Here is a 19,148-nt window from a genome sequence, read left to right as displayed (position 1 = left end):
GAGAGCGACAGATGAGCATCACGCAGATCGTGAGTCGGCGTCCTGACGTTGAGGGGGACCGCGAGTCCACCTCCACACGGACATTGGTGGCGGTGAAAAACGCTAAGCCACTGCGGCGCGGGCTTACACGGGTCGATTGGCTGCTCGCCGGCGCATTCGTCGCTGTCACGGTGTTTTCTGTCCTGCTCGGTGTCTCTGCAATCTTTCCCGAAGAATGGCGGGTTCCGCTCGGAGAGTGGGCTGAGAGTTTCACCAACTGGTTCGTTGACAACCTGGCGTTCGCCTACGAGCCAGTAACGGCAAGCCTAGACGGCTTGATGGCGTGGGTTCTGTACGGGTTATACCTCGCACCGCCCATCCTCCTGTCCGTCGTCTTCATCGCAATTGCGTGGCGGGCTGCCGGCGTTTGGATCGCAGCGCTGACGGCCGGGACGATCGTTCTCACTGTCTCCTTCGGACTATGGGAACCGATGCAGGAAACTCTCGCGCTGATGATTGTCGCGGTCGTTGCCTCCACCGCCCTGGGACTCGTCATCGGCGTGCTGGGAAGTCTAAACCGGCGGGCAGGAGCGGTCGTTCGGACTGTGCTGGACGCTATGCAGACATTCCCGATGTTCGGCTACCTCGTTCCGGCTCTCGTGATCTTCGGTCCGGGAACCGCCGCCGCCCTCGTCGTCACGATCATCTGGGCGACACCCCCTATCGCGCGCTTGACCATGGTCGGCATCAATGGGATCGCGGTAGAGACGGTCGAAGCTGCAGACTCGCAGGGCGTCAGCCGTTGGCAGCGCCTCCGAAAGGTGCAGTTGCCGCTTGCCCTGCCGAGCATTCGAGCGGGTCTGAACCAGACCATCATGTTCGCGATGGCGATGGCCATTATTGCGAGCATGATCGGGGCCGGCGGTCTCGGCGATCCAGTGTGGGTTCGCCTGCGACTACTGCAGTTCGGACCCGCGATGGAAGCCGGCATCATCCTCGTGCTCATAGCAATCGTTCTTGACCGCACGACAAGCGGTGATCATCGTCGCCCGCTCGCTCTAGAGCGTGGCAAACGTCCGATCGCAAGGTGGCCGCTCATTGGGGCGATCTACAAGCGCGGGCCGGCGGTGTTCGGCGGAGTGGTGGCGGGGCTCGTCGTCGTCTTGGCCGGGCTTATGAACGCACTGAACCTGCGATTCCTCGATTTCGCCGCACCTCCGGCGTGGTTCTCGTTCTCCATCGGCAGCGGCGTGGATGCCGCCGTCGATTGGCTCAACGTCACCCTCGGTGGCTTCTTCGATGCCTTCAGCTACCTGGTCCAAACCTTCATGATCAATCCCGTCGTCGACTCGCTCGCATCGATGCCCTGGACCGCAGCCCTGTGCGCCGTCTTCGTCGTCGGGTACGTGGCGATCGGTTGGAAGGGCGGAGTGCTATCGGCCCTCGGTGCATCCCTCATCGGACTCCTCGGCATGTGGGTCCCCGCGAGCTACACGCTCGGCTTCGTGGGGGTGGCCACCATCGTGACGCTTGTCATCGGCATCCCCCTCGGTATCCTCGCGTCGCAGAGCAGCGCCTTCGCGGCGGTGCTCCGGCCCGTGCTCGATGCCATGCAGACCCTCCCCGTCTTCCTGTTCGTGATCCCCTCGGTGGTGCTGTTCGGGCCTGGACCGGTCGCCGGACTGCTTGCCACTGTCGCGTACGCGATCCCACCCGTCATCCGGCTCACCAACCTCGCGATCCGACGCACCGATCCCGAGATCATCGAAGCGGCCGTGATCTTCGGGACGAACTCTTCGCAGATCCTCCGCAAAGTGCGAATTCCTCTGGGAACGCCGACCATCCTCGTGGGACTCAACCAGGCCGTGATGCTTGCACTTTCCATGGCCGTCATCAGCTCCTTCGTCGGCACGCCGGGGCTGGGGCGAGAGATCCTTCTCTCGATCTCCGACGGCGACCTCGCCCTGGCCGTCCAAGCGGGCGTAGCGATGTACCTCCTGGCGACGATCTGCGACCGCGTGCTCCAGTCCGGCTTCCAAAAGCTGGTGCCTGGCAGCGCGCAGGTGAAGTGACGAGGCAATGAAAGCGATACGAAGGAACACACACGTGCACAAAACTGCATCAACACGGGCAGCCCGCGACAGCCACCTCAAAGTCGAGCAGGTATGGAAGCTCTTCGGAGAAAGCGAAGCGGCGGCCGCACAGTCCTTGCGCTCGACGAATGCGCTGCCGACGGGGTTGCGCGACACAGCGGTCGCCGTGCGAGATGTCTCCTTCGACGTCGAGCGCGGTGAGACCCTGGTCATCATGGGTCTGTCCGGCAGCGGCAAATCGACTCTGATCCGGTGTATCACCCGACTGATCGAGCCTACCTCAGGAACGGTCAGCCTCAACGGCCAGCTGATCACTTCAATGAGCACCACCGAACTCCGCGAATTCCATCGCCACCAGTGCGCGATGGTGTTCCAGCATTTTGGGCTGTTCCCGCACCGCCGCGTCCTGGAAAACGTCGGCTTCGGGCTGGAGATCCGCGGCGTGCAAAGAAAGGAGCGCGAGTCGCGCTCACTCGAGATGCTCGAGCTCGTCGGACTCAAAGACAAGGGCGGGCTGTACCCGAGCCAGCTCAGCGGCGGCATGAAACAGCGTGTAGGCCTTGCCCGCGCCCTCGCTGTAGACCCAGATCTGTTGTTGTTCGACGAGCCCTTCAGCGCATTGGATCCATTGATCCGCCGCGATCTGCAGGACGAACTTCTGCGTCTGCGTAACGAGGTGAAGAAGACGATGCTGTTCATCACCCACGACATGCAGGAAGCGCTGAAGATCGGCGACCGTATCGCGATCATGCGCGATGGCGCCATCGTCCAAATCGGCTCCCCCGAGGAGATCGTTCTGCGCCCAGCTGACGAATACGTCGAGCGATTCGTCAGCGAGATCCCGCGCACCCACGTCCTGCGAGTAGGCGCCGTCACGAACAGCGGACCGACGCTCGGCGCAGCGACTGCCCCAGAGGAGGCGCTGGCGCAACTGGACCAGCTCAGCCGCAACGAGTTGCTCGTCGTAGACGAGCGCGGCGCCCTCCTGGGGGGCGCATCGCTTCACTCCCTTCGTCGGGCCGTCGCTCGCGGTGACGCCAGTCTCCGTGACGCGACGTACGAGGTGCCAACCGCGAGCGAAGACGAGAAACTCGATGCGGTGACTCGGCTCCTGGCTCGGCCCTCCACCCCCGTAGTGGCCGTGGTAGACGCCGCGGGAGCCTTGCTCGGCGAGGTGACAGCAGCCGATATCCTCACCGCGTTGGTCGGCGCACCCCAGACTGCATCGGAGGCGGACGAGGGCATCATGCGGACCGAAGAAAACAGTCGGCCGCCATTCGCGCGGCTGAGCTAAACACTGCTCCCCGTCGGCCGTTCATCACGTCACGAGCCCAGGAAGAAAGAGTGAGGCACTCAGGATGCTCAACCTCCGTTTGAAAGATCGCACAGCCATCGTCACGGGTGCCGGGCGTGGCATCGGTGAATCGATCGCGCTCCGGCTGGCAGCCGAGGGCGCCGATGTCCTTGTGGTCGGACGTGCGCTCGACACGTTGGCATCGACTGTCACATCCATCGAGGACCGGGGTGGATCGGCGCGCGCCATCGTAGCCGACATCACCCAGGAAGACGACATTCCTCGCATTGTGGAGGCAGCGCTTGAAAGGCGCGGACGCATCGACGTCTTGGTCAATAACGCCGCAATGTTCGACGAGCCGCCGTTTCTCGAGTTGACCCCACGCACGATTCGCGCCAACTTCGAGACCAACGTTTTCGGCCTGCTTCTGCTTTCGCAGGCGGTCGCACGGTCGATGGTCGAACAGCCCTCGGGGGGCTCGATAGTGCACATTTCGTCCATCGGCGCGCTGGCCGCCGATGGTCCCTTCACCGCATACATGGGAACGAAGGGTGCGGTGGTCAGCATGACGCGGGGTATGGCGATGGAGCTGTCGCCGCTCGGGGTTCGCGTGAACTGCGTTGCGCCCGGGTTCGTTAACACCGACATGACTCATAAGACGTCGACCCCCGCTGTGCTCGACTATATGCTGAACAATTTCGAGCGCGTGCCTATCAGGCGGCTCATCGAGCCCGAAGAAATCGCCGCAGCGGTGGCTTTTCTCGCCTCGGACGACGCGCTGGCGATCACTGGAACGAATCTTCTCGTGGACGGCGGGATCACATCGAGCCTGCACGTCATGGAGACGCTCCCAGACGAAATGATCGCCCTCCACCCAGACGCTTAGAGAGGCGGAATGCAACCCGAATCTGTTATTTAATTTATGATAAAGTAAGAAAATTATTCGAGATCGTCTCCAGTGTTGGGGGCGGGATCAAAGCAGCAGAAGACCGCTTCACCGCGAGTTCCGGCATGATCCATTCCGCGGCGGGTGTGACCCAAACGTGGGGAGAATGTATGGCAGGCCGGCTCGACGGGAAAGTAGCCCTCATCAGTGGCGGAGCCCGCGGAATGGGTGCTGCGTTCGCTCGTCTCTTCGTTGAAGAGGGAGCGAATGTCGTTATCGCTGACATCGAGGATGAGAGCGGAACCGCGATTGCACGCGAGCTCGGCTCAGCAGCTCGCTACGTCCATCTCGACGTGTCTTCATACACGGAATGGGAGCAGGCGGTAGCCGAGGCTGTGGATGCTTTTGACGGTCTCGACATCCTAGTAAACAACGCGGGCCTGCTCGTCTGGGCGCCGATCGAGGAGCATTCGATCGAAGACTGGGACCGGGTATTGCAGGTCAACCTTTCGGGCGCGTTCTACGGAATCAAGGCAGCGATCCCCGCGCTCCGCCAAAGAGGGGCAGGGTCGATCGTCAACATCTCGTCCACCGCCGGCATTCAGGGATGGGAGTCGCTGGCGGCCTATAGCGCCTCCAAGTTCGGAATTCGCGGATTGACGAAGAACGCGGCGCTGGACTTGGCACGCTATGGCATTCGTGTCAACTCCGTGCATCCCGGGACGATCGAAACGCCGATGTCCCGAGATACACAATCGAGCGTCGACCATGTCGCCATGCAACGCCGCGGCGAACCCATCGAAATTGCTCGTCTTGTCCTGTTCCTCTCCAGCGACGAGTCGAGCTTCTCGACCGGCGCGGAGTTCGTTGCCGACGGGGGCGAGACAGCCGGACTGGCGCACAAGGTCGAGGTAACAGGGTGAAGGCTCACTCCTTAATCTCGGTCGAACTGCTTGTGACTGCGACACAGGGTGAGATTGCACAGGCATTGCGAGCTCTCAACGAAAACCGCGACGTGACGGAATTCGTCGTGAAGCTGCCCCTGCCCCCGAGCCTCCTGCTCACGCGCAGAGGAACGGACGCCACTGTGTCGCTCGTTCACTCACGTACGACCCATCTTGCAGCAGAGTCGACGCGTGCCGACATCGTGGTTGCCGCCGTCGGCGTTCTCCACCTGGTCAAACCAGAACGGGTGAAACCCGGTGCCGTCGTCCTGGACGTGCGCATTACCCGCACGGAGACCACTGCCAGAGGGAAAGCGAAATTGTTGGGGGACGTCGATCCCGGTGTCGAGGACACTGCCTCGTGGCTGTTTCCAAATCCGGGCGGCGTGGGCCTAATGACGCGTGGAATACTCGTCGCAGCAGGCAGCGCGCCGGTCGCGCGGAGCGAGGTTAACATCTTGTCTCTGGATCAGTACTCCGACAACGTCGACTTCGTCATTCTGGCCCGATATATGCAGATCCTGAGCGACCGATTCCTTGAAAGGGTAGAGGTACCCGTCACCAACATCCATCACTCGTTCCTTGCGGCGTTCATCGGTGCCGCGCTGTACTGGAAAGCGCGCGAGCGTGGTGTGAAGCCCATCGGTGCGACTTCTCATTACGTCACCCAAGAACTGGACGAGGGGACCATCATGGAACAAAACGTCGCCCGCATGGATCACTCCATGATGGCTGCCGATTTACGGGCGCGCGGGGCTCATGTCGAACGCGCCGTCCTAAACCGTGCCGTACAATCGCACGCCGAAGACCGTGTCATCCGGCACGGCAGCCACACCCTCGTCTTCGCCTGAGGACGAAGGACAGTAACGAAGCTGGAGGAGAAGAACATGACTGAGGAAAACGTTGAGGGCGTTGTGAACTCTGACGAAGGAGCGACGCGCGACACGCTGCTGCGTAAGGCCTACGAGGGTGAGATCATCGGCGAGGCGATGTATGCCCTCCTCGCCGACATCGCCGAGGATGACTACCAGCGGAAAGCGGCCCGGCTCGCCGCCGATGTCGAACGCGCAACCGCCGACCTGCTGCTTCCTCTCATCGCGCGCCACGGCGTCGCTGTCGATCCTGATCGCGCGAAGCAGGTTGGCATCGACTTCACGAACGACAACATTCCGCAGGGGTGGTCGAACTACTTCGCGAAAATCCAGCCGCTGGCTGAACAGGCACTCGTTGGCATGGAGCGCCTCCATCAGCTGAGCGACGAAGCCGACGAGTCCGCGACCGGTCGCCTTGTGGCGCACGAACACGCCCTCCTGGAATTCATCCGGCGAGATCTCGCAGGCGCCGCCGACCCAGTCGAACCGCTACAACGCTTCCTGGACGCCGAGCGTGAGCTCATCGGCCAGTAACGCGCATCCCGCGGGTTCGCACGTGGATGGGTCGATCGGGTTGTCGACAGCTCGCTGAGACGCAACCGTCACGCTTTATTCAGTCCGCCGACACGGACAACTTCAATCCCGCGAGCCACTGTGGCCAACTCGCGATTCTGCGTGTGCGGCGGAGAGGAATCTGTGACGGTGGGCCGTCTACGGCGCTTCGTTAGTCCCGTCGCGCCGATTAGGTGGCACGTTGCACGTTTGTGTGGACCAATACCGCGGACGAGATCTTCGCTGAATCGTGTCGTGTGTGATGGAGGGTAGGGATTCTCGGAAAGAACCTGCCCCGATGCTCAAGCAACACTCCGCAGAGCTTCGCGAGCGCACGGTCCGGCTCGTGCGCAAGGCCCAGCAGATCCTGAAGCGAGCTATGGTGCCCCGGCCCGGATCATGGAGCTCGAGTGTGAAGTGCGTGAGTTGCGTCGCGGGAACCAGATATTGAAGACCTCGGCGGTTTTTTCGCGGCGGACCTAGGCCGCCCATCCCGATGAGTGACCGGATCAGGCTCTCGTCGACGAGTGCAAGAGCGAGTTCGGAGTCGAACCGAACGAAGGGCCTCCGCGCCACCAAGCCAGCACCCGAGACGGGCACGAGGCGTCTTGTTGATGTTTTTTCACACCAAATTCGTTAACGGACCTCGCGCCCGTCTTCGCGTCGCCGCGCCGCGTGCAGCGACCTATCGGCGGAACCTCTTAGATACACGATCGGCTTCAGCGCGTCGCGCCGCTCGTCGTTCCACAGCCCCAGGTCCTTTGGCGTTATGCGCCCTTCGGGAACGATCCCAGTCGACTCGACAATAATCGCGCCTACCCCACCCTTGGCAAAGCCGCCATAGTGGACAAAATGCCAGGGCGTTACTACCCCGTCGCGATGCTCCACGGAGTCCTGGCACATTGGAGACCCCCAAGGCCGGTTTCGTACGGTGAGATTCCGCAGGGCGGTAGTTCAAAGAGTCTCGCTCGATGTCTACTCATCTGCACGGCCCCGATTCGACGGTTCGCTGGCGAACTTGTCTCTCAGATCTTCACCGGTACGCACTCCCCGTTTGCCCTCTGGTCGCCATCCGTATTCACGGTAGGTCTCGGCATTTTGAATATAGAAGTGTTCATAGAAATCAGGAGCAATATGCCAGACGCTACGGTGCGTTGGGTCGTTCCGCCAAGCTTCAAGAGCATCTTTCGAGTCGAACCGAATGACTCCCAGTACTTCGCCGTCTTCCGCGGAATACGAATGAAAAGAAACAAACCCTTGGACCGTGCGGAGCGCTTCGATCAACATCTCATCCAGTTTTGCCTCGAGCTTTTTGTCGTAGCCTTCCTTATACCTCACGCCGAACAAACAGATGATCATTACTGGCCCTTCCCTGATGCGGTGCTTGAAAGCGCAGGGTCACGCAGCGTGTCATCAGGTTCTTCGCTTGTGTGTTCAGCCGTCGGTTCGTCACGGCCCAAGCGCGAGTATGTCGAAGGATCGATCCTGCGAAGCCGCAAAGCGATGACAACGCCAACCAGCAGCACAAGAGGCAGCGGAATGAGCAGCCAGTTGTACTGTCCGGGTTCCCCTCCGGCTACCAGGTGGAAATTGATCGCTGCGGTCGCAACCACGAACGAGAGCGCAAGGAACGAGAGCGCAGGCGCAATATATGTCTTCCAGGGGCCGTCTGAATTGCTCGAACGAAGCCTCACGAACCAAGCGGTGATTGCGAAACTTACGAACGCCATGAGTCCGAGCACGCCAACGGTGCCGATCGATACCACGACTCCATAGAGTGTCACCCCATCGATCGGAAGGATTGCGACGAGTATGATGGCCAGGCCAACCACAGCGGCTACGACATTGGACGCAATGTGGGGGGACGCATGTTTTCCGTGTACATGAGCGAGTACGTGCGGCAGAGCGCGATCATGTCCAAGGTTGTATGCATATCTGGTGATTGTGTTGTGTATAGACACATTCGCCGCGAAGCTTGACATGACGGCCATGATAAGGGTGATCTGAATAAAGATTGGTCCTACAAAGTGTCCTGCTGCGCTGGCGAACATATCAACCGTGTTGTTCGTAGCGACATCGACCGCAGAGGAACCGTACGCTGAGATGAGGGCCCAGCAGGTGACAGCGTACAGTAGGCCGACAAAGGTGACGGCGCCATAGGTTGCCCGCGGAATGGTGACGCTCGGCTTTCGCACCTCGTCACGGTAGAGGGCCGTCGACTCGATACCCATGAACACCATGAGCGCAAAGAGCATTGTTACCCCAACGCTTCCGGTGGAGAAGAATTCGGCCGGAGACCAGGGCGTCGCGGAGAGCCCTTCGGCGCCTCCCTGCGCCAAAGTAAAGACGTTGAAGATGAGAATGACCAGAATCTCAACCACCATCACCAAGAACAGGACTTTGGCCGACAACTCAACATTGAAGTATCCAAGGATGCTCACGATGAGGAAACCGATGGCGCCGCCGATCCACCATGGAACGGCTGGCCCGCCTAACGATTGTATGAAATCAGATGTGAGAACTCCGATGAACACATACATGCCTATTAGCACGAGCATGTATGAGGCTATCGCTAAGTATGCAGTGCCCAACCCTGCCGATTTGCCTAGGCCGCGACTTACAAAGGTGTAAAACGCACCCGGACGATCCACCCGTCGAGTCATAGTGACATAACCCACGCTGAAAATGAGCAGAATAGTCGTCGCAAGCAGGAACGCGACGGGCGTTGCTTCTCCGCCAAAGATAATCGCGATAGGGATGTAGCCTGTGGCGCACGCAATCGGGGCATTAAAGGCGAGAACAGTCAAGGTTAACGACACCGACCCCATCCTGCCTCGCAACTGAGTTGATTGCTTATCACTCGTTGCCGGGGGAACTCGGGCTGTCTGTACGGGGCTGTTCCCCGTCTCGCTTGCGAATCGTGACATAAAGATGCTCTCTCTTTCGCGTTCTTCCAACCGGTGCTTGCTGTTCTTTTCTTTCTACGACAGTTCCGGGCGAACGGTAGTCGTCTCGAGGGGGATCATCTCTTCTGGCAACGTTTCCATCACATACAGGTTGGAGGTGAGGCCGCCATCCACGATGAGGTTGGTGCCGGTGATGCCTGATGCGTCATCGGAGGCCAGGAAAGCGACAGTCGAGGCGATCTCCTCGGGTTCGATGAGGCGACGCAACGGAACGCGGTCGAAGTGGTGCAGCATGTGGTCCAGGACATTCGGCGTTGACGTCTTGTGCACCATGTCGGTGTTGACGAAGCCGGGCGCGACGCAGTTGATGCGGACTCCGAGCGGTGAGAGCTCCATCGCCATCGTCCGCGCAATACTGACGACGGCGGCCTTCGTCGCGGTGTAGGCGGTGAACGGTCCATCTGCGCCGAGGGAGTCGACGGATGAGATGTGGACGATAGAGCCTGTGCCGCGCTCGCTCATGCCGCGGGCGACGGCCTGAGACAGCAGGAGCGTTCCCACAACGTTAATGCCGAATGTCTCACGGATGGTTTCAGCTTCGAGGTCCAGGAAGGGGGGCTCTGTGAATACGGCTGCGTTGTTGACCAGGATGTCAATCTGGCCCGATCGTTCGATGGCCGCGTTGACGATGCGCGGGATGTCTGAGTCCTGAGCGATATCGGCCGCGAATGCCCAGGCTGTGCCTCCATCGTCGGTGATGAGCTGTACGGTCTGCTCGATCGTTGCCGGGGTGCGGCCGATGACCATCACATCGGCGCCTTCGGCGGCGAGACGGCGAGCGATGGACTGGCCAATGCCCTGGCCTGCGCCGGTGACGATCGCGCTCCGGCCGGCCAATCGGGGGAAGATCTGCTGGGTCATGGTGGTTCATTCCTGTTCTGATGAGTGATGCGATCAGATGCGGTGCATGGATCATGAATTGGAGTGCTAGGAGGCGTGTGGTGCTCGTTTTCGCGCCACCGCCTCGAACTCTGATTCCGGCGACCTTTGACGCTTGGATGAGCTTCAGGGAGTTGGGATTCCCGCTACCGATCGTCGATGTTCGCCAGGTTTGATGGGTTTACGGTGAAATCGCTGATGTACATGGGGAACGTCACTGATATGGGTACTGCGATGGCACTGCAATGAGAAGAAGCCGACAGGGCTTTGCAATCATCGTTGGATTTCCTAGTCCTTGGCGTAATCGGAACGCCCGAGCCGGGCGTACCGTGCTGGTTTGTTCCGGCGGAAGTAGCTGGCGACGATGATTCCTGCGACCATGGCGATCGGCAGGGGGGTGAGGAGCCAGGTGTACTGTCCCGGGTCGCCGCCGACGAGTTGGTGGAAATTCAGGGTGGCCAGCACCACGACGATGACTAACGCGGCGGCCGCGATGCCGGGGGCGACGTAAGTCTTGAAGGCGTTGTCTGGGAAGGTGTCTCGGCGCAGAACGAACCAGGTGATAACGGCCACTGAGACGAGAGCATACAAGGAGAGCACGCCTACGGACCCCATACCGATCAGCTGCGCGTAGAGCAGGCCCTCGTCCAATCGGAGCACCGCGATCAGTACGAGCACCGCACCAGTGACGACAGCGACGGTGTTGGACGCGATATACGGCGAGTGGTGCTTCGGATGCACGCGAGACAGCGAATGGGGGAGTGCCTGATCGTAGCCGAGATTGTAAGCGTATCGCGCAACTACGTTGTGGATCGAGAGCGCAGCGGCGATCGCCGAGGTCGCCACGAGGACGAGCGCGATCTGGACGAACACCGTCGCGACGTACTGGCTGACAGCCATCGGGAACATCTCGGTCGGCGTCGCGTTAGCAACCTCCACTGCTTCGGAACCGAAAGCGGTCACCAGTGCGTAGCAGGCCAGCGTGTACAGCACGCCCACGAAGATCACCGCGCCATAAGTGGCTCTGGGGATCGTAATGTTCGGGTTGCGGACCTCGTCCCGGAACAGTGCGGTTGCCTCGAACCCCATGAACACCAGGACTGCGAAGAGCAGCGTGATGCCAATATCACCCTTCAAGAACTCGGTCGGCAGCAAAGGCGCGGCGGAAAGTCCATCGGCGCCCCCCTGAACGAGCGTGAAGATACTGAAGATCATGATGAGTCCGACCTCGAGGGCCATGACGACTGTGAGGACCTTTGCGGACAGCTCGATGTTGAAGTAGCCGAGGATCGAGATCGCGGCCCATCCGGTCAGCGACCAGACATACCAGGGGGTTGCCGGACCGCCGAATCCTCCGATGAGGGCCTGCACGCAGATGCCGAACCAGGCGAGATTGCCGACATGTACGAGCAAGTAGGAAGCGACAGCCAAGAAGGCGGCGCCGAGGCCCATGGACTTGCCAAGTCCCCGGCTGACGAACGCGTAGAACGCCCCGGGCTTGTCGACCCGTTTGGTCATGGTGACGTAGCCGATGCTGAACAGGAGCAAGATGACTGTCGCCAGAATGAACCCGAACGGTGCTCCTTCGCCGCCGAAGATAATCGTCACGGGAATGAAGCCGCTCACCACCGACAGCGGGGCTGAGAACGCCAACACGGTCAGAGCAAGAGAAATGCCGCCCATCTTGCCGGTGAGCTTGCCGCCCCCCTTGCGCTGCGAAGCGTCCGGGGCGGCGGGCGGGGGAGTGCTGGGCAAAAGGTTGGTCATCGTTGACGCTCGTTTCCTGTTGGGCGGAGGCCACGCGACACGGCCGGGTATGCCCCACGTGCGACCTTGCTGATGTGCGGCGTGATCGGAGGGTGCCCGATTGTGCCGTCCACTCGGCGGTATATTTATTTCACGTTCAGTAGGGGCGGAAGTCAAGGGTTTTCGAAAATTTAATGCTCATTTATTCAATTTTTGGTAGAGTCGCAGCAACTGCTTGAAGCGAGCGGTCGTCATCGGGCTGTGCTGTGTACCTGGCGCCGCCCACGAACGGAAGGTTGACATCAATGCCGATGCCAGTTGGGCTTGAGCCTGCTCCCACCACTGCAAGGTTCGCTGATCAAGTGCAAGCGTGGGACGACTCATTCGGGATGCCCTTCGCGCGAGACTACGGAGATCCCGAAGCAGAGTATGCTGCGCTGCGCGAGGGGGTCGTCGCCCTCGAATATTCCACGATTCGCAAGTGGTACGTCGAAGGGCCGGACGCGGTTGCTGCGGTCGATGCGGTGTTCTCTCGCGACGTGGATTCACTGCCCTACGGCAGGGTTGCGTACGGCGTTGTGGTCGATGCCGACGGCCTGATGATCGAAGATGTCACGGTCGTGAAGTTCTCCGATCAGGAGGTCATCATGCTCGGCGGAGAGATGCTCACCCAGGAGCAGCTCGAGCGGGCAGTTCCTGCTGGAACGACCGTCACCGATCGCCGATCTGAGATCGCAGTGGCTTCGCTGCAGGGACCGCGCAGCCGTGAGCTGCTGCAGCGTCTGACCGACGCGGATGTGTCCAACGAGGCACTCCCGTACTACGGTTCGCTGACCGGGGTGACTGCTGCCGGAGCGCCTGCGACATTCTTGCGGCTCGGTTTCACTGCCGAGCTGGGCTACGAGGTGATGGTGCCGGTCGAGCATGCCGACCAGCTATGGGACGCGATTCTCGCCCAAACCGATCTGGGTGTGCAGATGATGGGGATGACTGCGATCCTCGTGGCGCGTACTGAGGCCGGTTTCGTGATGGGGGGCTTCGAGTACGATCGCGAAACTCTGCCGTTCGAGTGCAGTCTGGGATGGACGCTGGATCTCGAAAAGAAGAAATTCCAGGGCAGAGACGCGCTGCTCGCAAAGAAGGACAGCGCCCCCACCAGGCTTGTGAGCGTCGTTATCGATCTGCCGGCAGAGGGTCTCGATGGTCAGGAGCTTCTGGCCGGGGATGTCCCGGTCGGTCGTATTACGATGGCCGTCACCTCGCCGGTGCTGGATGGGCAGACGCTGGCGCTGGCCAAGGTTGCTCGTGAACACGCACGCATCGGTAACGAACTTGGAGTGGCTGGCAAGGGCGGCATCGCGCGCGCGGTCGTCAGGAAGACGCCGGTGTTCGATCCTGAGCGCACTCACGTGAGGTCCTGACGATGGAACGCTTCATCCTGAGGTTGAGCGCCGCTGACCAGCCGGGCATCATTCATGCCGTTTCGGGCGGCATCGCCGCCGCAGGCGGCAACATTCTCGAAAGTGCCCAGTTCGCCGATGACGGCAGCGGACTGTTCAGTGTGAGGATCGAGTTCGAAACCGCATCCTCCCGCGAGCACGCCCGAGAGGGGATCCTCTCACGCGTGTCGATCTTCGACCCCCTCGTTCAGCTCCGTTCAGTGCAAGACCATCGGCGGATGCTCGTGATGGTGTCTCAACTCGATCATTGCCTCGACGACCTCCTGTACCGGTATCGGCGCGGTGAGCTTCCGGTGGAGATCCCCGTGGTGGTTTCGAACCATGAACTGCTGCGTGAGCGAGTGGAGCGCGAGGGTATTCCTTTCGCCTACATTCCCGTCACTTCCGAGACGAAGCAGGAAGCCGAAACCCAGCTGACCGAGCTTGCGCAGCAGCATAGGGTCGACTTTATCGTCCTCGCGCGGTACATGCAGATCCTTTCTGACGGGTTCTGTGCTCAGTACTCAGGTCGGATCATCAATATCCATCACTCATTCCTTCCCAGCTTCAAAGGTGCCAAACCGTACCACCAGGCCCACCGCCGTGGTGTGAAGCTGATCGGCGCAACGGCACACTATGTCACCGCTGACCTCGATGAAGGGCCCATCATCGAGCAGGACGTCGCCCGCGTCAATCATCGGCAGTCTGCGGACGAGCTGGTCGTCCTGGGCCGCGATGTCGAGCGTTCCGTACTCGCCCGAGCCGTCAGGCTGCATGCCGAAGACCGTGTCTTCCTGACCGGGCAACACACGGTCGTCCTCGTCTAGAACGGGCTTTCGCTACGCAACGGATCGAGCGGAAGACAACGATGACCGCCAACACAACCTCCGACGGTCAGCCCGAGCTGATGCAATCTGACGAGTTTCGGCCCGTTACGGAGCACTGCCCGCGGATGAGGGCCCGATGGGTCTTCACCCCGCAGCCCGAGGGCTCGAAGAACTATGCAATCCCGGAATGGGAACTCGATCGCGCGGGATTCGCAGATCTGCACCCGCACGACGAATCTGCATGTGTATTGGAGGGAGGGCTTTATGTCGAATCCGGCGGTGAGGTCGCCAGAGGTCGCCCGGGGAGTGTTCGGGTATCCGCAGGCGCAGTGGGGAGATACTGGGTCCGGTATGCGCAGGAATGCTGGGAATCTAGGGACCGAACCCGGGCGGCCAAACTTCTGAGTACCTTGGTACTGGGAGATCGGTTAGTGAATCCGAGGCGTTCGGCGGCTTGACCTGGTTCCTTGATTAATGTTAAATAAACAGTTAGATCCGGCAACGAAGCTAAGGAGACGGCGATGCCCAAGATTACGTACCATCATCCAGACGGCGAGGTAGACACCGTTGAGGCGCCTGACGGAACCTCGGTGATGCGCGCGGCACTGGTCAACAGCGTCGATGGCATTATCGGGGAGTGCGGTGGCCAGGCCATGTGCGCCACCTGTCACGTGTACGTTCGCGAAGGCGCCGGTCTTCCGGAGATCTCTGAGGACGAAGACGAGATGCTCGACTGTACGACTGAGGATCGGCAAGACAGTTCGCGTCTGGGCTGCCAGATCGTCGCCGGTCGTGACTTCGACGAACTCGAAGTCGATCTTCCGGCCACTCAGAACTGAAATGGGAGTTCACCATGACCGTTGTCATCATCGGGGCGGGGCATGCTGGAGTGCAGGCTGCCGAGTCGTTGCGGGCTGAAGGAGATCAGGATCGAATCATCCTGCTCGATCAGGCCGACCACCTGCCCTATCAGCGGCCACCGCTGTCCAAGGATTACATGAAGGCCAATGGGGATCCGAACCCAATGCCCCTGCGCGGCTCGGAGTTCTACGGTGAGCACCGAGTCGAACTGCGCACCGGAGCCAAGGTGGTCGCCATCGATGCAGATGCGAAGAACGTGACGCTCAAGAGCGGAGAGGCGGTCGCGTACGATGACCTCGTCATCGCCGCTGGAGCTGATGCGCGTCGGGCGAACTGCGATGGCTGCGATCTTGCCGGTATCAGCTACTTGCGCACCGTAGATGACGCCGAGAGTCTTCGCGCGCAACTCGAGGAGGGGCACGGACGAGTGCTCGTCGTAGGCGCAGGGTTCATCGGCCTGGAGTTCGCAGCCGTTGCGGCACAGCGTGGTCTGGACGTTACCGTGATCGATTTCGCGCAACGCCCGATGCAACGCGTTCTCTCGCCGTCGATGTCGGACTACTTCTCTGAGCTGCATCAGGATCTGGGCGTGGATCTTCACTTCGACGAAGGGCTCGCCCACTTTGTCGGCGAGCACGGCCATGTCACCGCCGTGGTCGGCACCTCCGGCGCAGTGTACCCTTGCGATTTCGCGGTGGTCGGGCTCGGCGTCGTCACCGATGATGCCCTGGCGACAGAGGCCGGCATTGCTTGCGAGCGAGGCATCCTCGTCGACTCGCAGCTGCGCACCAATCAGCCCCATATTTACGCGATCGGCGATCTGGCCGTGTTCCCCTCGCGTCACTTCGGGGGCAATCTGCGGCTGGAGTCGGTGCAGAACGCTACCGATATGGCGAAAACTGTAGCCAAGACGATCTCTGGTACCCCGACCGAGTACGACATTGCTCCGTGGTTCTGGTCGAACCAGGCTACTGCGAAACTGCAGATCGCGGGACTGGCGGATCCGTCCGATGTGGTGATCGAACGGGGGGATCGAGGGCGCGGCAAGTTCAGCCAGTTCCTGTTCCGCGATGGGAACCTGGTCGCCGTTGAATCGGTCAACGCGCCGGCCGACCATGTCGCCGCTCGGAAGCTCCTGGAACACCAGGCGACCGTGAGCATGGAACAGATTCGCGACCACGAATTCGACCTGAAGGCGTATGCCAAGGAACTGCCCGTGACCTAAGGGGCTCGGGTCAGATCAGGAAACTCAAGGAGGAGTCATGACAGTCACAGATGCATCCCCAGAGGTGCGCAAGAAGCATCGCGCCGACTTCCGATTCGGTGGGGTCACCTTCGACGGCCTCGATCCGCTCCCTCCTGGAGACGGCAAGCTCAGCGACCATGAATACTTTCCCTGGGACGACCCAGCGTTCGAGCGTGACCCGCACCCCTGGTATGCACGCGCCCAGGCAGAGGTTCCTGTGCTGCGAGAGGAGTCCGGCACCTACGTCGTTGCACGCTATGACGACGTCATGGAGTTCGGTCTGATGCCCTGCATGTCGGTAGAACCCGGCTGGGATGCGGCCGGGCCCTGGTCGTTGGCCAGCGCCACGATCATCGGCACCGACCCTCCCGAGCACACACGCCTGCGGCGTCTCACCACAAAATGGTTTGCGCCGAAGGCCGTACGCGACTGGGTAACGACCACCGCGAGCGTCACCCGCGAGATCCTGGAGGAGAAGCAAGGGGAGGAGATCGACGGTTGGAAAGATCTTTCTGTGCTCCCCACCCATCGCACCATGTGTCGGGTGCTGCAGGTAGACGATAGCGAAGCGCTGGAAGTCATGCAGGAAATGACCGACACCATGCCGATGCTCTCCGCACTTCCGCGCGAGGGGACCTTCGAGATGGCCGCGGTCGGATTTGACAAGCTGACCGCACGCGTGGACGCCTTCCTCGCGAATCTCGACGAGGACTCCGAGGGTCTGATGGCCGCCCTGCAGGACGCCGCCCGTGAAGGCTCATTGTCGCTGGAGGAGGCACGTGCAACCCTGATTATGCTCTACAGCCTCGGGCACATGGATGTGGGCTACCTCATAGCGGCCGGGCTGCGTACCTTTGCCGAGCTGCCAGAGGTCTATCAGGCGTACCGCGAGAACGAGGATCTTCGGGATGCCATCATCAACGAAGTCGTCCGGTTTGACCTGCCCGAGCTCTCCTTCTACCGGACCACGCTAGAGGACGTGACGATTCGGGGTGTCGATATTCCCGCCGACTCGCGCATCCGCTTCATGATTGGGGCCGCCAATCGGGATCCGGACGCATTCGACGACCCGCATCGCTTCGACTTCCGGCGCCCCCAGGACCGAAGCCGCAACCTGTCCTTTGGCCTCGGTCCGCACACCTGCGCAGGCCAAGGATACGCACGCGCCCAGGCTCGCGCCATCTTCGATGTCGTCGCTGAACGCGTCCAGCACATCGAGCTCGCGGGTGCCTTTGAGATGGACAACACGGACTTCTCTCGCCACTACGTCACGCTCCCCCTGCGCCTGAGCTAGCGCCGGCATTACCCGCCCAGACACCAACGTAACTACGGAGACACCATGACCACCATGACCAAAGCGCCGAAGGCCCCTGAGGGTGAGGATTTGCTGCCTTGGCGAGACCCTGAGTTTGTTAAGGCTCCTTGGCCCTGGTTCGCTCGGGTGCGAGAAGAGTTCCCGATCTTGCAACTTGATGACGGGACCATTGTGGTGAGTCGCTACGATGATATTACTGAGCATCTGAGGAGTCAGGAGCTGGTTGCGGTTTCCCCGGACGGGATTGGCGATAGCCCTTGGGTGGCTAACACCAACTCGGTCCTGATGACTGAAGGTGAGCGGCACACTCGTATCCATAAGTCTTTCCGCAAGTGGTTGACCCCGAAGAACGCCGCTGGAATGGCCGATATTGCTGCTGATTCGACGCGTGCCGCGCTTGCGGGTATCGGTCCTGATGGCGTCATTAACGCGCATGCGTATCTGGGTGTGCAGCCTGCGCAGGATGCTATGGCTGACTTTCTTGGTATCCCGCGCGAGGATGGGATGCCGTACATTATCGCTACCAACCAGACGATGGACTCGATGGGGTGGCAGCCGACGGAACAGGAAAAGCTTCTCGCGCGCGAGGGTTTTGGTTACATGATGTTCCAGGTCGATCGGCTGATCAAGGAGAAGCGGAGGAATCCTGGGGACGGCCTCCTGGATGAGTTGATCAGAATCAATGATGAGGGTGGTCTCAGTGATCGGGAGCTCAAAGAATCGGTGCAGATTCTGTGGGGGTCAGCGGCCCACAACCCTGGCTATGTGATCGCCTCGGCGATGGCGGATCTCGCGAGTTATCCAGAGGCTTGGAAGGCGTATCGGGAGAACCCTGATGCCCGTACCGCGATCATCAACGAGATCTTCCGGCGCGCTCTGCCCGAGGTGCTCGTCGATCGGTATGCCACTGAACCGTATGAGATTCGTGGGGTAACTGTGCAGCCGGGTCAGATGGTGCGCTTCCTTCTCGGGGCGGCAGTGCGTGATCCCGAAGTGTTTAGTGATCCCGATGGGTTCGATTGGACCCGTCCGCCGTCGGCGAGTATGTCAATCGCGTTTGGTGCGGGTACCCATGCTTGCTGTGGGCAGGCGGTCGCGCGTATCGAGATTCGCGCGATCCTTGACGTGCTCGCCGAGCGGTTCGAGAAGATCGAGGTTGTCGGTGAGCCGCAGTGGGTGTTCTCCGATCGTCATCGTAACTGCGAGGAGTTGTTCGTTCGATTGACTGCTTAGGCCTGAGGAGCCAGCG

At 60.8% G+C, this 19,148-nt stretch carries 17 protein-coding genes; 12 read left to right on the top strand and 5 right to left on the bottom strand.

What is annotated here, in order from left to right:
• Positions 1–11 precede the first annotated feature (11 nt).
• From AMS67_RS07010 to AMS67_RS06985, 6 genes are all read left to right on the top strand, one after another.
• A complete protein-coding gene (locus AMS67_RS07010) occupies positions 12–2,051 on the top strand; it encodes an ABC transporter permease (protein ID WP_082305348.1) in 2,040 nt (679 codons plus the stop codon).
• Between the two features lie 34 nt (positions 2,052–2,085).
• Positions 2,086–3,366, top strand: a complete 1,281-nt coding sequence (locus tag AMS67_RS07005; RefSeq protein ID WP_075201257.1) for a quaternary amine ABC transporter ATP-binding protein — start codon at positions 2,086–2,088, stop codon at positions 3,364–3,366.
• A 64-nt stretch (positions 3,367–3,430) separates the two neighbouring features.
• Entirely contained in the window at positions 3,431–4,252 is an 822-nt protein-coding gene (locus AMS67_RS07000) for an SDR family NAD(P)-dependent oxidoreductase (RefSeq protein WP_053386687.1), read from the top strand.
• Between the two features lie 170 nt (positions 4,253–4,422).
• Positions 4,423–5,175: a glucose 1-dehydrogenase gene (locus AMS67_RS06995; RefSeq protein WP_053386686.1), complete on the top strand. Its 753-nt coding sequence runs from the start codon at positions 4,423–4,425 to the stop codon at positions 5,173–5,175.
• On the top strand, positions 5,172–6,047 hold the full coding sequence (locus AMS67_RS17965) for a formyltransferase family protein (protein WP_162230826.1): 876 nt from the start codon (positions 5,172–5,174) through the stop codon (positions 6,045–6,047). Before AMS67_RS06995 ends, AMS67_RS17965 begins: the two co-directional genes overlap by 4 nt.
• A 36-nt stretch (positions 6,048–6,083) precedes the next feature.
• Positions 6,084–6,602 carry a hypothetical protein gene (locus tag AMS67_RS06985; protein WP_053386685.1) on the top strand — a complete coding sequence of 173 codons (519 nt, stop codon included), beginning with the start codon at positions 6,084–6,086 and terminating at the stop codon, positions 6,600–6,602.
• A gap of 654 nt (positions 6,603–7,256) precedes the next feature.
• Here AMS67_RS06985 and AMS67_RS06980 read toward each other — a convergent pair.
• The 5 genes from AMS67_RS06980 to AMS67_RS06960 form a co-directional block, all read right to left on the bottom strand.
• Positions 7,257–7,565: an oxidoreductase gene (locus AMS67_RS06980; protein WP_277619555.1), complete on the bottom strand. Its 309-nt coding sequence runs from the start codon at positions 7,563–7,565 to the stop codon at positions 7,257–7,259.
• Between the two features lie 30 nt (positions 7,566–7,595).
• Complete coding sequence (locus AMS67_RS06975; protein WP_053386683.1) at positions 7,596–7,979, bottom strand: antibiotic biosynthesis monooxygenase family protein; 384 nt, start codon at positions 7,977–7,979, stop codon at positions 7,596–7,598.
• Positions 7,979–9,439, bottom strand: coding sequence for an APC family permease (locus AMS67_RS06970; RefSeq protein WP_162230825.1), 1,461 nt, complete (start codon positions 9,437–9,439; stop codon positions 7,979–7,981). Before AMS67_RS06970 ends, AMS67_RS06975 begins: the two co-directional genes overlap by 1 nt.
• 162 nt (positions 9,440–9,601) lie before the next feature.
• Positions 9,602–10,447, bottom strand: coding sequence for an SDR family NAD(P)-dependent oxidoreductase (locus AMS67_RS06965; RefSeq protein ID WP_053386682.1), 846 nt, complete (start codon positions 10,445–10,447; stop codon positions 9,602–9,604).
• A gap of 306 nt (positions 10,448–10,753) precedes the next feature.
• Entirely contained in the window at positions 10,754–12,232 is a 1,479-nt protein-coding gene (locus AMS67_RS06960) for an APC family permease (protein ID WP_053386681.1), read from the bottom strand.
• A 368-nt stretch (positions 12,233–12,600) separates the two neighbouring features.
• Here AMS67_RS06960 and AMS67_RS06955 point away from each other — a divergent pair, with 368 nt between their 5' ends.
• From AMS67_RS06955 to AMS67_RS06930, 6 genes are all read left to right on the top strand, one after another.
• Complete coding sequence (locus tag AMS67_RS06955; protein WP_162230824.1) at positions 12,601–13,632, top strand: aminomethyl transferase family protein; 1,032 nt, start codon at positions 12,601–12,603, stop codon at positions 13,630–13,632.
• A gap of 2 nt (positions 13,633–13,634) precedes the next feature.
• Positions 13,635–14,477 (top strand): formyltetrahydrofolate deformylase, encoded by an 843-nt coding sequence (gene purU, locus AMS67_RS06950; protein WP_053386679.1) that lies wholly within the window; start codon positions 13,635–13,637, stop codon positions 14,475–14,477.
• A gap of 521 nt (positions 14,478–14,998) precedes the next feature.
• Positions 14,999–15,316: a 2Fe-2S iron-sulfur cluster-binding protein gene (locus tag AMS67_RS06945; RefSeq protein WP_053386678.1), complete on the top strand. Its 318-nt coding sequence runs from the start codon at positions 14,999–15,001 to the stop codon at positions 15,314–15,316.
• Between the two features lie 14 nt (positions 15,317–15,330).
• Entirely contained in the window at positions 15,331–16,563 is a 1,233-nt protein-coding gene (locus AMS67_RS06940) for an NAD(P)/FAD-dependent oxidoreductase (RefSeq protein WP_053386677.1), read from the top strand.
• Positions 16,564–16,600: 37 nt separating this feature from the next.
• Positions 16,601–17,878 carry a cytochrome P450 gene (locus tag AMS67_RS06935; protein WP_053386676.1) on the top strand — a complete coding sequence of 426 codons (1,278 nt, stop codon included), beginning with the start codon at positions 16,601–16,603 and terminating at the stop codon, positions 17,876–17,878.
• 45 nt (positions 17,879–17,923) lie between these two features.
• Positions 17,924–19,132, top strand: coding sequence for a cytochrome P450 (locus AMS67_RS06930; RefSeq protein WP_053386675.1), 1,209 nt, complete (start codon positions 17,924–17,926; stop codon positions 19,130–19,132).
• The last annotated feature ends 16 nt before the right edge of the window (positions 19,133–19,148 follow it).

This window comes from Leucobacter japonicus (assembly GCF_001273855.1).
Lineage (GTDB): Bacteria > Actinomycetota > Actinomycetes > Actinomycetales > Microbacteriaceae > Leucobacter > Leucobacter japonicus.
Note: the sequence above shows the minus strand (reverse complement) of the source record. Positions and strands in the feature narration are given on the sequence as shown.

Bases quoted from the DNA above. Each gene is read 5' to 3' on its own strand.
- AMS67_RS07000 (WP_053386687.1), top strand. From the start codon at position 3,431: ATGCTCAACCTCCGTTTGAAAGATCGCACAGCCATCGTCACGGGTGCC.
- AMS67_RS06935 (WP_053386676.1), top strand. From the start codon at position 16,601: ATGACAGTCACAGATGCATCCCCAGAGGTGCGCAAGAAGCATCGCGCC.
- AMS67_RS06945 (WP_053386678.1), top strand. From the start codon at position 14,999: ATGCCCAAGATTACGTACCATCATCCAGACGGCGAGGTAGACACCGTT.
- AMS67_RS06960 (WP_053386681.1), bottom strand. From the start codon at position 12,232: ATGACCAACCTTTTGCCCAGCACTCCCCCGCCCGCCGCCCCGGACGCT.
- AMS67_RS06965 (WP_053386682.1), bottom strand. From the start codon at position 10,447: ATGACCCAGCAGATCTTCCCCCGATTGGCCGGCCGGAGCGCGATCGTC.
- AMS67_RS06930 (WP_053386675.1), top strand. From the start codon at position 17,924: ATGACCACCATGACCAAAGCGCCGAAGGCCCCTGAGGGTGAGGATTTG.
- AMS67_RS06985 (WP_053386685.1), top strand. From the start codon at position 6,084: ATGACTGAGGAAAACGTTGAGGGCGTTGTGAACTCTGACGAAGGAGCG.
- purU (WP_053386679.1), top strand. From the start codon at position 13,635: ATGGAACGCTTCATCCTGAGGTTGAGCGCCGCTGACCAGCCGGGCATC.
- AMS67_RS06940 (WP_053386677.1), top strand. From the start codon at position 15,331: ATGACCGTTGTCATCATCGGGGCGGGGCATGCTGGAGTGCAGGCTGCC.
- AMS67_RS06955 (WP_162230824.1), top strand. From the start codon at position 12,601: ATGCCCTTCGCGCGAGACTACGGAGATCCCGAAGCAGAGTATGCTGCG.
- AMS67_RS07010 (WP_082305348.1), top strand. From the start codon at position 12: ATGAGCATCACGCAGATCGTGAGTCGGCGTCCTGACGTTGAGGGGGAC.
- AMS67_RS06975 (WP_053386683.1), bottom strand. From the start codon at position 7,979: ATGATCATCTGTTTGTTCGGCGTGAGGTATAAGGAAGGCTACGACAAA.
- AMS67_RS06995 (WP_053386686.1), top strand. From the start codon at position 4,423: ATGGCAGGCCGGCTCGACGGGAAAGTAGCCCTCATCAGTGGCGGAGCC.